The sequence below is a fragment of the Pseudomonas sp. FG47 genome, from assembly GCF_057809115.1.
This window is the reverse complement of the sequence record NZ_JBMDJI010000015.1, coordinates 1-12,262: the sequence shown is the minus strand read 5'-3', so window position 1 is coordinate 12,262 and position 12,262 is coordinate 1. Positions and strand designations below refer to the sequence as shown.

Genomic DNA, 12,262 nt, shown 5'->3' with positions numbered 1-12,262 from the left:
TGGCAGGAATGCGCCACTTGCGGCCCGCCAGGGGGGCGGTTGCGCCCGGCGCAACCAGGCATCATGCCCGCGCGGGGCCCCAGGCAGCACACCCGGGTGACCTGGCGCCCCGGCCCTTCAACCGGTATTGCGCAAGCCCGCCGCGATACCCGCCACGGTCACCAGCAAGGCCTGCTCCAACGGGCTGTCCAGAGCGGCTTCACGGCTGCGCGAGCGTGCCAGCAGCTCAGCCTGCAGGCGGTGCAACGGGTCCAGGTAGGTGTTGCGCAAGCGGATGAATTCCAGGGTTTCCGGGCTGTGCGCGAGTAGCACCGGCTGGCCGGTCAAACCCAGTACCACCTGGCAAGACTGCGACAATAGGTCGCGTAGGTGCGCGCCCAGGGGCAGCAGCGCAGGTTGCACCAGACGTTGGTCGTAGGCCTCGGCAATCTGCGCGTCGGCCTTGGCCAGGACCATCTCCAGCATGTCGATGCGGGTACGGAAGAACGGCCATTGCTCGCGCATCTGCGCCAGCAGTTCACCCTGGCCGCGGGCCAGGGCATTGTTCAGCGCGGTTTCCCAGCCCAGCCAGGCGGGCAGCATCAGCCGCGTCTGGGTCCAGCCGAAAATCCAGGGAATGGCCCGCAGGCTCTCGATACCGCCGGCGCGGCGCTTGGCCGGGCGACTGCCCAGCGGCAGGCGACCCAGCTCCTGCTCCGGCGTCGACTCGCGGAAATACTCGACGAAGTCCGGGTTGTCGCGCACCACGCCGCGATAAGCCTTGACCCCATCGGCCGCCAACTGGTCCATCAGCGCGCGCCAGGCTGGCTGCGGCGGCGGTGGCGGCAGCAAGGTCGCTTCCAGCACCGCGGCCAGGTAAAGGTTGAGGTTCTGCTCGGCAATGCCGGGCAGGCCGAACTTGAAGCGGATCATTTCGCCCTGCTCGGTGGTGCGCAAGCGCCCGTCCACCGAGCCCGGTGGCTGCGACAGGATCGCCGCATGGGCCGGGCCGCCGCCGCGGCCAACCGTGCCGCCACGGCCATGGAACAACAACAGCTCGACCTGATGCTCGCGACAGATACGCACCAGGTTCTCCTGGGCGCGGTACTGGGCCCAGGCGGCGGCGGTGGTGCCGGCGTCCTTGGCCGAGTCCGAGTAGCCGATCATCACCTCCTGCGGACCGTGCAGGCCGGCGCGGTAGCCGGGTAGCCCCAGCAGGCGTTGCATGACCGGGCCGGCGTTGTCCAGGTCGGCCAAGGTCTCGAACAGCGGCACCACCCGCATGGGCCGGGTCAAGCCAGCCTCCTTGAGCAGCAGCTGCACTGCCAGCACATCCGAGGCGGCGCCGGCCATGGAGATCACGTAGGAGCCCAACGAGGCCGCTGGCGCGGCCGCGATCTCGCGACAGGTGGCCAGTACTTCGGCAGTGTCGGCCTCGGGCTGGAAGTGCGCCGCCAGCAATGGCCGACGGTTCTTCAGCTCGGCCTGGAGGAAAGCGATGCGCGCCTCCTCGTCCCAATCGGCATAGCGCCCCAGCCCAAGGTAATCGGTAATTTCCGACAGCGCATCACGATGGCGGGCGGCGTCCTGGCGCACATCAAGGCGCACCAGGAACAGGCCGAAGGTCACCGCCCGGCGCAGGCAGTCGAGCAACGGCCCATCGGCGATAACGCCCATGCCACACTCATGCAGCGAGTGATAACACAGCTGCAATGGCGCGATCAGGTCGCAGTTGTCGACCAGCACTGCGGCGCTGGCCGGCTGCGTCGCCGCCAGCGAGGCATGGGCCCAGGCCCGGGTGGCGCGCAGGCGGTCACGCAACTGCTTGAGCAAGGCGCGGTACGGCTCGGCACTGTCGCCGACCTGGGCGCGCAGTGCCGGGCTGGCCTGCTGCATGGACAATTCGGCGGCCAGCTGGTCGATATCGCGCAGGAACAGGTCGGCGGCCATCCAGCGCGCCAGCAGCAGCACTTCACGGGTTACCGCCGCGGTGACATTGGGGTTGCCGTCGCGGTCACCGCCCATCCAGGAGGCGAAACGCACCGGTGCCGCCTCCAGCGGCAAGCGCAGGCCGGTGGCATCGTGCAGCGCGCCGTCGACCTTGCGCAGGTGATTGGGGATCGCTTGCCACAGCGAATGCTCGATCACCGCGAAGCCCCATTTGGCCTCGTCCACCGGGGTCGGCCGGGTGCGGCGGATCTCCTCGGTGTGCCAGGCCTCGGCGATCAGTCGGCGCAGGCGCTCGCGCACTTGCTGGCGTTCGACGGGAAGCAGGTCGCGGTGGTCCTGCGCCGCCAGTTGCGCGGCGATGGCGTCGTACTTCTGGATCAGCGTGCGGCGGGCCACTTCAGTGGGATGGGCGGTGAGCACCAGCTCGATATCCAGCCTGGCCAGTTGGCGGGCCAGGGCATCATTGGCGTGCCCCGCGGCCTGCAACCGCGCCAGCAGCTCGGGCAGTACCCGCGCCTCGAACGGCGCGGGCTGGTCGGCGTCGCGGCGGTGGATCAGCTGGTACTGCTCGGCGATATTGGCCAGGTTGAGGAACTGGTTGAACGCCCGCGCCACCGGCAGCAGGTCTTGCTCGGCAAGGTCGCCCAGGGTCGAACTCAACTGCTCGCCGGCATCGCGCCGGTCGGCCTTGGCACTGTGGCGAATGTCCTCGATCTTCTGCAGGAACGCCTCGCCATGCTGCTGGCGAATGGTCTCGCCCAGCAGCTCCCCCAACAGATGCACATCCTCACGCAAGCGCAGATCGATATCGCTCATCGGGCCTCTCCATTCCGGGAAACAGCAGGCCCCAAGAGTGCCCACCAAGCCGCGCGCCTGGCAAGCCGGGAACGCGCAAAGCAACTAAAGTGAACACAGGTCATCCGAAGCAATGCCACTTTCGAGGCTTTGACAGAGGTCATCATGAAAATCCGCGAACTCGCCCAGCACTGGGAACAGAATGCCTCCGGCCGCCTGAGCCCGACCGGCCATGTCCTGCACCTGGACATGGAAGCCGAAGCGCGCCTGGCCGCGCTGATCGAGATGTACCCCAAGCGCAGCCCCGAGGAACTGCTCGGTGAGCTGGTGGCCGCCGCGCTCGAGGAGCTGGAAGCCAGCTTCCCCTACATCAAGGGCCAACAGGTGATCGCCACCGACGAGGAAGGCGATCCACTGTACGAGGACATCGGCCCTACCCCGCGCTTTCTGGCCCTCTCCCGCCGCCACCTGCAGGCCCTTGGCCGAGTGCAGGAAGACCCCTCGCACTGAGCTTCGCGGGTGCCGGGCAAGGCCCGGCATACCGCCATCGGCCGCGTAAGTTCCTGGTCAAATCCGCTGACCAATTAGTCAGAAAAAAATACCTTTAGCGTGCAAATTTTTCTGAACTATTCAAAAAACGCCTCGGTCACAGCCAATAGCCATCACGGCAAAACCCTTAAGACCCGGGCGTTGCCGCGCTCGCCTGGCGACAGGGGAACAGCGATGAACCCGTAGCGGCCATCGTCGTTTAACAGGAGTGACCCAATGGAGTTGACCACCATGAAGACCCGCATCGAAAAACCTACTTCCACTCACCTGCGCGGGCTCAAGCTGGCCGCGCTGGCCCTGGGCAGCAGCCTGGTGCTGGCCGGTTGCGCGGGCAAACCGCCTACCGAGCAATACGCCGTGACCCAGTCGGCGGTCAACTCGGCGGTGAGTGCAGGCGGTACCGAGTTTGCCGCGGTGGAAATGAAAGCCGCCCAGGACAAGTTCAAGAAGGCCGAGATCGCCATGCATGACAAGCAGTACGACGAGGCCAAGCTGCTCGCCGAACAGGCCGAGTGGGACGCCCGCGTCGCCGAGCGCAAGGCCCAGGCCGCCAAGGCCCAGAAAGCCGTGCAGGATGCCCGCCAGGGTGTCAACGACGTACGTGAGGAAGGCCTGCGCAGCGCCGAATGAGCCTGCCCCGCCACTTGAGCCTTCGTTAGAGATCAAAGGATGAACACTATGCGCAAACACATCATGATTCCCGCCCTGCTGGCCCTGAGCGTAGGCCTGGCTGCCTGCTCCCACGACCCGAACGCCAACCTGGAATCGGCCCGCACCAACTTCTCGGCCCTGCAGAGCGATCCGCAGTCGAGCAAGGTGGCCGCGCTGGAGACCAAGGACGCCCAGGACTGGCTGAACAAAGCCGACAAGGCCTACATGGACCGTGAGAACGAGAAGAAGGTCGACCAGCTCGCCTACCTGACCAACCAGCGCGTGGAAGTAGCCAAGCAGACCATCGCCCTGCGCACCGCAGAGGCCGACCTGAAGAATGCCGCGGCCCAGCGCGCCCAGGCCAAGCTGGACGCCCGCGACGCGCAGATCAAGAAGCTGCAGGACAGCCTCAACGCCAAGCAGACCGATCGCGGCACCCTGGTGACCTTCGGCGACGTGCTGTTCGACTTCAACAAGGCCAACCTCAAGAGCAGCGCCTACCCGAACATCACCAAGCTGGCCCAGTTCCTCCAGGAGAACCCTGAGCGCAAGGTGATCGTCGAGGGCTATACCGACAGCGTCGGCTCGGCCAACTACAACCAGACCCTGTCCGAGCGCCGCGCAGGTTCGGTACGCATGGCGCTGGTGCGTGCCGGCGTCGACCCTGCGCGCATCGTCGCCCAGGGTTACGGCAAGGAGTATCCGGTGGCCGACAACGGCAGCAACTCGGGCCGTGCGCAGAACCGTCGGGTGGAGGTGACCATCTCCAACGACAACCAGCCGGTGGCGCCGCGCGCAGTAAGCCAAGTGCAGTAAGTCACGCAGATGCAGTGAAAAGCCCCGCCTGATGGCGGGGTTTTTCATGCATGCCAGTCTTCGAGCTCTCGAAACTCATAAGTGCTACGAGGTACGGCAACAGAATTGCACTCTCTAACCCCCGCCCTCTCACTGCACCTGCTGCGGCGTCTCCTGCCCCATGCAACGCACCGCACGCTTGCGGTTGTCCACCAACACGCCGGTCAGGCCCTTCTGCTCGGTATCGAACAGCACCAGCACGCCATCGATGCACTGCGCCACCTGTGGCGCCGGGGTCAGGGAAAGCTTGTAGTCCTCGCCGGGAATGGTCTTGAGCATGGTGAAGTCCTGCAACAGCAGCGCATCCTGCGGCTTGGCGAAATGCAGGTAGCCGTAGTACCAGAGGACCCCCACCGTCACGATGATGCTGCCGACACCGGTCAGGATCAGGGGGATGGCGTTGCGTTCTTCACTCATTGCGCGTTTTTCTCGTCAGGGTAGTTGGGCACTTCGGCCAAGCGGCGCAGGCCATTGAAGTGCGTGGGGTCGTCCAGAAAGCGCAGCATCACCTGGCGCCAGGTCGGGTCGGCGAAGGTCTGCACATGGTCGCCGCGAGTCAGTTGCAGCACCCGTGGCGGGGGCGCGTGCTGGTACAGGCGCAGGCCGTTGGCCAGCGGCACCAGGTTGTCGTCGATGCTGTGGAAGAACAGTTTCGGTGGGCTGTCCAGGCGCTCGATCGAACGGATCGCGCTGTCGCCGTCCGGCACCAGCCACGACAACGGCACCTGCAGGGGCCAGGTCATCCAGGACGTGCTCAACGCGTAGCGCCCCACCGCGCGGTAGCTGGCCGGCACGCCATCGAACACCAAGGCGCTGAAGCGCTGGCGCTGTTGCGGGTGTTGCGCCAGGTAGTGGATGGCCATGGCCCCGCCAAGGCTCTGCCCCAGCAGCACCAACGGCTTGCCTTGCGCCTGGGGCGCCTGGTCGAGCCAGCTCAACGCCGCGGCGATGTCGCCATACACCTCGGGCAGCGTCGGCTTGCCCTGGGACAGGCCGTAACCGCGGTAGTCGATCATCAGTACCTGGTAGCCTTCCTTCGGCAACCAGTAGCTGCCGCCAAGGTGCCAAGCCAGATTGCCACCGTTGCCATGCAAGTGCAGCACCGTGCCCTTGATCGCGACACCTTCGGGCACCGGCAACCACCAGCCGTGCAGACGGGTGCCGTCGGTGGCGGTCAGGGTCAGGTCCTGGTAGGCGAGCCGGGCCTTCGCCGGGGTAAACGGCTGGCCTGGCTCGGGGTAGAACAGCAGGCTGCTGCAGCCGGCCAACAGCAGCAACCCCAGGCCGAGGGCGAGGTGACGCCAGGCGTCAGAGAATGTTCGCGTAGTCGGCTTCAATGCGGTCCAGGCTCAGGTGGTTGAGGAAGTTGGAAAAGCACATCCAGGCCGACAGCGCGTTGAGGTCGCGGAACTGCTCGGGCAGGTACTTGGGCGGCTCCACCAGGCCTTCCTCGACCAGCTGGCGCAGCGTGCGCATGTCTTCCAGGGTGGTCTTGCCGCAGAACAGCAAGGGGATCTGCTCCAGCTTGCCCTTCTTCACGGCCAACTGAATGTAGTTGTAAACCATGATGAAGCCCTTGAGGTAGGACAAGTCCTTGGTGAATGGCAGGCCATTGGGCACCGAGCCGCGGAACACCCGGCTGGCGTTGCTGTAGCTCTGGCCCATCTCGAAGCCCTGGCCACGGAAGAACTCGAAGACCTGCAGGAAGTCCGCGCCCTCCTCGACCATGTGGATGGCGCGGGTGCGGTTGGTGAGCTTGCGCAGGCGGCTGGGGTAGGAGGCGAAGGCGATCACCTCCATGAGGATGGCCAGGCCTTCCTGGGTCACCGTGGACGAGGGCGGGCCCTTGGCCAGGAAGGTGCAGATCGGCTGGTTGAGGCCGTTGAGGGTGGTGCCGACATGCACCAGGCCCTCGTGCACCTCCAGTGCCCGCACGTCGCGGCTGTTGAACATGGCGTCGGCGCGCACCTTGATGTAGTCGGCCCCCGCCGCGGCGTCGGCGACGATACCGTCGGACTCGAACACGCGGATGGTTTCCTCCGCCTCGCCGAACACCTTGTTCAGGCGGCGCTGCAGGATCGCCACCGCCTCTTTCGCCGTGAGGTTCTTCGGCTCGTCCTTCAGGTCGCCGCGACCGTCGATGTTGTTCAGGTAGTCCGAGAGCATCAGGCCCAGGTCGGCCAGGGTCGGGTCACCGGCGTGGAACGCGTCCGAGGCTGCCCCGTAGAGCTCTTGGGAGATCAGGCCGAAGTCCTCGGTACCGCGCGCCTCGAGCATGCGCACCACCATGCGGTATTCCTTGCACATGCGCCGCATGATCTGCCCGACCGGGTTGAACTGGCCAAGCTGACGGGTGATATCGCGTTCGATGCCCTGGAATTCAGCCTTGAGCGCATTGGAGTCGAACGACAGCGGGCGGCTCTGGTAGTAGGCCCGGTCCACTGCCGGCGGCTCCTTGCCCTTGGCCTTGAGAAAACCCTGGCGGATGCCGTCGTCCCACTTGACCGCGTCGAGCACGCGGATCGGGGTCTGCGCGGCGACGATACGGTCGGACAAGCTGCGGATGGTTTGCTGGTATTCGTCCACCGGGGACTCCTTGCATTCGAATGAGCCTGGTTCGCCGGCAAGGCCGGCGAACCGCGCCCTGCTACTTGGCGGCACGCTGGAAGCGCGCCACCTCAACGAACAGGTCCGAGTTGGCCGGGTCGTCCAGGTACGCCAGCACCCGCTGCGCCGGGCTATCGATCAGCACGCCCTCGCCGTTGTCGTCCGGCACCGCGGTACTGCGCCCGCTCAGTTCCTTCTTGGCCACAGCCTGCTGCACCTGTTCGACATCGAGGTTGTAGATCACCAGCTCCTTGCCATCGACGATATCGAAACCACCAATCAGGAAATTGCCGCCCAGGCGCTTGGGCACGCCAGCCGACAGGTACCAGCGGTTGCCATGCCGGGCCACGGTGAAGGCATATTCCTCGGGCTCCTTGCCCTGGGCGCGGGCCACGGCCTTGTAGGTATTGCCACCGGCGCGGCTGATGCTCAACCTCAACGGCTGGCCCCAGGCGTCCTTGCTGCTCCATTGGCCAAGCAAGGCTTTAGGCGCCGCCTGGTTGGCCGGCAGCGGTTCGTCGAAGGTCACCAGACAACCGCCCAGCAGGAGGAATGACAAGGTCAACAACACCACACGCCAGGCTTTCATCCGCTTCTCCTTGAAAAATCGTTCGCCACTCAGGCCGAAACCAGCACCATCTGCAAGTATCGGACAAGGATAGCGAGCATCTGCTCATCGGCCCGTGCATTCGCGTCCTCGAGCAGGCCCTGATATTCCATCTGCTCGATTATCGCCGTCAACATCTGGGCGTCCTGCTCGGGGTGACGCGAGCCGACCACTTGCAATATCTGCCGTGCGCCATGCAGCAAGATCTGCTCGTGAGCCTGTACCAGCTCTGCCAGGCGACGACACAGCAGCGCCTCCTGGCGGAAGGCCTGCTCGGCCATGAGGAAGTCGCGGCGATTGTTAAGCTGGCGCAGGACGTAGTCAGCCAGCATGCGCGCCACTTCATCGGCCAGTTGCGCCCGGGCCTGAGCCGTGCCGTCGCCCTGGGCGAGCAACTGGCGCAACACGCCTTCGGTATTGGTCCACAGCTTGGCCATGTAGGCGGCGCTGCGCTCGACATACTGGGCGAAGGTGTCGGCCAGCAGGTCCTGGATGTCCTTGAAGTAATAGGTGGTGGCCGACAGCGGCACACCGGCTTCAGCCGCCACGGCGCGGTGGCGCACGCCACGCACGCCATCACGCACGACGATGCGCATGGCCGCGTCGAGAATCTGCTGGCGGCGCTGCTCGCTGCCCTGGCGGGCGGTCTTGCGGCCCTGGTACTGCACGCTCTCAGCGACGGCGGTGGCGATGCCGGCGGCGCCTTGGTGGGGCATTGCGGGGGTCACTCTGGTTTACCTCACGAACAGTGGGTTGCCTGTACCGGCCCATTCGCGGGGCAAGCCCGCTCCTACAGGTACAGCACAGCATTCCTGGCCGGCGCTATACCTGTAGGAACGGGCTTGCCCCGCGAAGAGGCCAGTACAGACAACATAAAGCTTCAGGCAAGAAAAAGCCGCCTCGAAAGGCGGCTTGTTCACATCACTCAGGCCTGTGGACGCATGTGCGGGAACAGAATCACATCACGAATCGACGGCGAGTTGGTCAACAGCATCACCAGGCGGTCGATGCCGATGCCTTCACCGGCGGTCGGTGGCATGCCGTACTCCAGGGCGCGAACGAAGTCGGCGTCGTAGTGCATGGCTTCGTCGTCACCGGCGTCCTTCTCGGCTACCTGAGCCAGGAAGCGCTCGGCCTGGTCTTCGGCATCGTTGAGCTCGGAGTAGGCGTTGGCGATCTCGCGGCCACCGATGAACAGCTCGAAACGGTCGGTCACGGCCGGGTTGTCGTCGTTGCGACGGGCCAGCGGCGAGACTTCGAACGGGTACTCGGTGATGAAGTGCGGCTGCTCCAGCTTGTGCTCGACCAGTTCCTCGAAAATCATCACCTGCAGCTTGCCCAGGCCTTCATGGCCGAGCACCTTGGCGCCGGCCTTCTTGGCGATGTCGCGGGCACGGTCGACGTCTTGCAGGTCGGCGGCGGTCAGCTCGGGGTTGTACTTGAGGATCGAGTCGAACACCGACAGGCGCACGAACGGCTCGCCGAAGTGGAATACCTTGTCGCCATACGGCACGTCGGTGCTGCCCAGCACCAGCTGCGCCAGCTCGCGGAACAGTTCCTCGGTGAGGTCCATGTTGTCGCGGTAGTCGGCGTAGGCCTGGTAGAACTCGAGCATGGTGAACTCGGGGTTGTGCCGGGTCGAAACGCCTTCGTTACGGAAGTTGCGGTTGATCTCGAAGACTTTCTCGAAACCACCGACCACCAGGCGCTTGAGGTACAGCTCCGGGGCGATACGCAGGAACATGGCCATGTCCAGGGCGTTGTGGTGGGTTTCGAACGGCTTGGCCGCGGCGCCGCCGGGGATGGTCTGCAGCATCGGCGTCTCGACTTCGAGGAAGTCGCGCTCGATGAGGAACTTGCGGATGTGCGAGATCACCTGCGAACGCACACGGAAGGTGTGGCGGGTTTCCTCGTTGACCATCAGGTCGACATAGCGCTGGCGGTAGCGCTGTTCGGTGTCGGTCAGGCCGTGGTGCTTGTCCGGCAGCGGACGCAGCGACTTGGTCAGCAGGCGCACATTGGTCATTTCAACGTACAGGTCGCCCTTGCCGGAACGGGCCAGGGTGCCTTCGGCGCTGATGATGTCGCCCAGGTCCCAGGTCTTGACCGCGGCCAGGGTTTCTTCTGGCAGGGTCTTGCGGTTGACGTAGACCTGAATGCGCCCGGTCATGTCCTGGATGACCATGAACGAGCCACGGTTGAGCATGATGCGACCGGCAACCTTGACCGGAATCGCGGCTGCTTCCAGCTCTTCCTTGGTCTTGTCCGCGTACTGTTTCTGCAGGTCGTTGCAGTAGCTGTCGCGGCGGAAGTCGTTGGGGAAGGCATTGCCCTTGGCGCGCTCTGCGGCAAGTTTTTCCTTGCGCAGGGCGATCAGGGCGTTTTCTTCCTGTTGCAGGTCTTGCGCTTCGGTCTTGAGGTCGCTCATGTCGTCATTCTTTCCATCAGGTATTCGTTGCCCTCGCGGGTGAGGGATCGCGGGGCAAGCCCGCTCCCACGGGCCCGCCACGGCGGTGATGCTTACAGCCCCTGCTTGAGGCTCGCTTCCAGATACTGGTCGAGGTCGCCGTCCAGGACCTTCTGGCAGTCGCTGCGCTCGACGCCGGTACGCAGGTCCTTGATGCGCGAGTCATCGAGCACGTAGGAACGGATCTGGTGGCCCCAGCCGATGTCCGACTTGCTGTCTTCCAGCGCCTGGGAAGCGGCGTTGCGTTTTTGCATTTCCAGTTCGTACAACTTGGCCCGCAGCATTTTCATGGCGGTGTCCTTGTTGGCGTGCTGGGAGCGTTCGTTCTGGCAGGCCACCACGGTGTTGGTCGGCACGTGGGTGATACGTACCGCGGAGTCGGTGGTGTTGACGTGCTGACCGCCGGCACCGGAGGAGCGGTAGGTGTCGATGCGCAGGTCGGACGGGTTGATCTCGATCTCGACCTTGTCGTCGATCTCGGGCGAGACGAATACCGCCGAGAACGAGGTGTGGCGACGGGCACCGGAGTCGAACGGGCTCTTGCGCACCAGGCGGTGCACGCCGATCTCGGTGCGCAGCCAGCCGAAGGCGTACTCGCCCTTGATGTGCACGGTGGCGCCCTTGATACCGGCGACTTCACCTTCGGACAGTTCGATGATGGTGGCGTCGAAACCACGCTTGTCGGCCCAGCGCAGGTACATGCGCAGCAGGATGTTGGCCCAGTCCTGGGCCTCGGTGCCGCCGGAGCCGGCCTGGATGTCCAGGTAGGCGTTGTTCATGTCCATCTCGCCGCTGAACATGCGACGGAACTCGAGCTGGGCGAGGGATTCCTCAAGCCCTTGCAGCTCGGTCTCGACATCGCTGACAGCGCCTTCATCGCCCTCTTCGACAGCCATGTCGAGCAGGTCCTTGCAGTCGGTCAGGCCGTTGGACAGTTTATCGAGGGTCTCGACCACCTGCGCCAACATGGCGCGCTCGCGGCCCAGGGCCTGGGCGTACTCGGGCTTGTTCCAGACAGCGGCGTCTTCCAGCTCGCGGTTTACTTCGACCAGACGATCATGTTTGTGATCGTAGTCAAAGATACCCCCGAATGGACTGGGAACGCTCGGTGAGGTCCTTGATGGTGTTCAGGATCGGTTGGATTTCCATGGGCGGGCAGCTCTCGTGCGAATTCGGTGAAAAGCCCGCGAGTATAACCGAGTCTCGGGGTTGGCGGCAGACCCGCCGGGCGGCATGGACGCATTCCATGAACGCAGTGTTGCCCTTGCCCTTGCCCTTGCCCTTGCCCTTGCCGTTGCCCTTGCCGTTGCCGTTGCCGTTGCCGTTGCCGATCAAGAGGCTAACGCCACCCCCAGCGAGCGACAGCTGCGCCAGTGCAGGCGCCACCCCTAACTTCGCGACTTCAGGAGGCCGAACGCAGGCCTTGCGAAGGGAGGTGACGGGCATGGATGCCCGTCAAGCGCTGGGGCCCAGGATGGGCCCTACAGCGCGGTCCTCCCGGGAGCAAGGCCGGAGTGAGGGAACCCCGGAGCGAAGCGTAGGGGCCGGATGAATGGAGCGCACGGTTTTTGGTTCCTTTTTGCCACGACAAATCTATGGTCACCCCATTTTTTGCAATACTGTTCATCAGATGGAATGGATGGCTTGCTTCAATCTATCCGGCGTCTATTGGGCTCGTATCCCGCGCCACGATGAGCATTCGCGCCTGGCGATCCTAATAAAGTAAGCGGCTTCCAAGAGCCAATTGGTCGTTCAGGATCATCGCCAGGCCGATCGGCCGTTTATTTCATCTGTTGTTCAGC

The 12,262-nt window shown here is 64.6% G+C and carries 12 protein-coding genes; 3 read left to right on the top strand and 9 right to left on the bottom strand.

Annotated elements, in window-relative coordinates; all coding sequences use genetic code 11:
• Positions 1–117: 117 nt before the first annotated feature.
• Positions 118–2,745 carry a phosphoenolpyruvate carboxylase gene (gene ppc / locus ACODS5_RS13310; RefSeq protein WP_134689565.1) on the bottom strand — a complete coding sequence of 876 codons (2,628 nt, stop codon included), beginning with the start codon at positions 2,743–2,745 and terminating at the stop codon, positions 118–120.
• A 144-nt stretch (positions 2,746–2,889) separates the two neighbouring features.
• On the opposite strand from ppc, the gene ACODS5_RS13305 reads away from it, so the two are divergent.
• The 3 genes from ACODS5_RS13305 to lptF all read left to right on the top strand — a co-directional run bounded on the left by ACODS5_RS13305 (position 2,890) and on the right by lptF (position 4,740).
• Positions 2,890–3,234 carry a pilin assembly protein gene (locus ACODS5_RS13305; protein ID WP_134689566.1) on the top strand — a complete coding sequence of 115 codons (345 nt, stop codon included), beginning with the start codon at positions 2,890–2,892 and terminating at the stop codon, positions 3,232–3,234.
• A gap of 255 nt (positions 3,235–3,489) precedes the next feature.
• Positions 3,490–3,903 (top strand): DUF4398 domain-containing protein, encoded by a 414-nt coding sequence (locus ACODS5_RS13300; RefSeq protein WP_134689567.1) that lies wholly within the window; start codon positions 3,490–3,492, stop codon positions 3,901–3,903.
• Between the two features lie 48 nt (positions 3,904–3,951).
• Positions 3,952–4,740 (top strand): lipotoxin F family OmpA-related lipoprotein LptF, encoded by a 789-nt coding sequence (gene lptF, locus ACODS5_RS13295; protein WP_134689568.1) that lies wholly within the window; start codon positions 3,952–3,954, stop codon positions 4,738–4,740.
• Positions 4,741–4,869: 129 nt separating this feature from the next.
• On the opposite strand, the gene ACODS5_RS13290 is transcribed toward lptF, so the two are convergent.
• From ACODS5_RS13290 to ACODS5_RS13255, 8 genes are all read right to left on the bottom strand, one after another.
• Positions 4,870–5,196, bottom strand: a complete 327-nt coding sequence (locus ACODS5_RS13290) for a PA3694 family proteiin (RefSeq protein WP_134689569.1) — start codon at positions 5,194–5,196, stop codon at positions 4,870–4,872.
• Entirely contained in the window at positions 5,193–6,116 is a 924-nt protein-coding gene (locus ACODS5_RS13285) for an alpha/beta hydrolase (RefSeq protein WP_134689570.1), read from the bottom strand. Before ACODS5_RS13285 ends, ACODS5_RS13290 begins: the two co-directional genes overlap by 4 nt.
• A complete protein-coding gene (locus ACODS5_RS13280) occupies positions 6,088–7,365 on the bottom strand; it encodes a flavohemoglobin expression-modulating QEGLA motif protein (RefSeq protein WP_134689571.1) in 1,278 nt (425 codons plus the stop codon). The genes ACODS5_RS13285 and ACODS5_RS13280 overlap by 29 nt, the downstream gene beginning before the upstream one ends.
• Before the next feature lie 61 nt (positions 7,366–7,426).
• Positions 7,427–7,975, bottom strand: a complete 549-nt coding sequence (locus tag ACODS5_RS13275; RefSeq protein WP_489108893.1) for a hypothetical protein — start codon at positions 7,973–7,975, stop codon at positions 7,427–7,429.
• A 29-nt stretch (positions 7,976–8,004) separates the two neighbouring features.
• Entirely contained in the window at positions 8,005–8,709 is a 705-nt protein-coding gene (locus ACODS5_RS13270; protein ID WP_134689573.1) for a TetR/AcrR family transcriptional regulator, read from the bottom strand.
• Between the two features lie 209 nt (positions 8,710–8,918).
• A complete protein-coding gene (gene lysS, locus ACODS5_RS13265) occupies positions 8,919–10,421 on the bottom strand; it encodes a lysine--tRNA ligase (RefSeq protein ID WP_134689574.1) in 1,503 nt (500 codons plus the stop codon).
• Between the two features lie 92 nt (positions 10,422–10,513).
• Positions 10,514–11,609, bottom strand: a protein-coding gene (gene prfB / locus ACODS5_RS13260) for a peptide chain release factor 2 (protein ID WP_489108942.1) whose coding sequence is annotated in 2 segments (ribosomal slippage) — positions 10,514–11,536 and positions 11,538–11,609 — 1,095 coding nt in all. Because the reading frame shifts where the segments join, the coding sequence is not laid out codon by codon here.
• On the bottom strand, positions 11,535–11,906 hold the full coding sequence (locus tag ACODS5_RS13255) for a hypothetical protein (protein ID WP_489108943.1): 372 nt from the start codon (positions 11,904–11,906) through the stop codon (positions 11,535–11,537). Before ACODS5_RS13255 ends, prfB begins: the two co-directional genes overlap by 75 nt.
• Positions 11,907–12,262 lie beyond the last annotated feature (356 nt).

Coding starts and splice junctions, on each gene's coding strand:
- ppc (WP_134689565.1), bottom strand. CDS start 2,745: ATGAGCGATATCGATCTGCGCTTGCGTGAGGATGTGCATCTGTTGGGG.
- ACODS5_RS13305 (WP_134689566.1), top strand. CDS start 2,890: ATGAAAATCCGCGAACTCGCCCAGCACTGGGAACAGAATGCCTCCGGC.
- ACODS5_RS13300 (WP_134689567.1), top strand. CDS start 3,490: ATGGAGTTGACCACCATGAAGACCCGCATCGAAAAACCTACTTCCACT.
- lptF (WP_134689568.1), top strand. CDS start 3,952: ATGCGCAAACACATCATGATTCCCGCCCTGCTGGCCCTGAGCGTAGGC.
- ACODS5_RS13290 (WP_134689569.1), bottom strand. CDS start 5,196: ATGAGTGAAGAACGCAACGCCATCCCCCTGATCCTGACCGGTGTCGGC.
- ACODS5_RS13275 (WP_489108893.1), bottom strand. CDS start 7,975: ATGAAAGCCTGGCGTGTGGTGTTGTTGACCTTGTCATTCCTCCTGCTG.
- ACODS5_RS13270 (WP_134689573.1), bottom strand. CDS start 8,709: ATGCCCCACCAAGGCGCCGCCGGCATCGCCACCGCCGTCGCTGAGAGC.
- lysS (WP_134689574.1), bottom strand. CDS start 10,421: ATGAGCGACCTCAAGACCGAAGCGCAAGACCTGCAACAGGAAGAAAAC.
- ACODS5_RS13255 (WP_489108943.1), bottom strand. CDS start 11,906: ATGCCCGTCACCTCCCTTCGCAAGGCCTGCGTTCGGCCTCCTGAAGTC.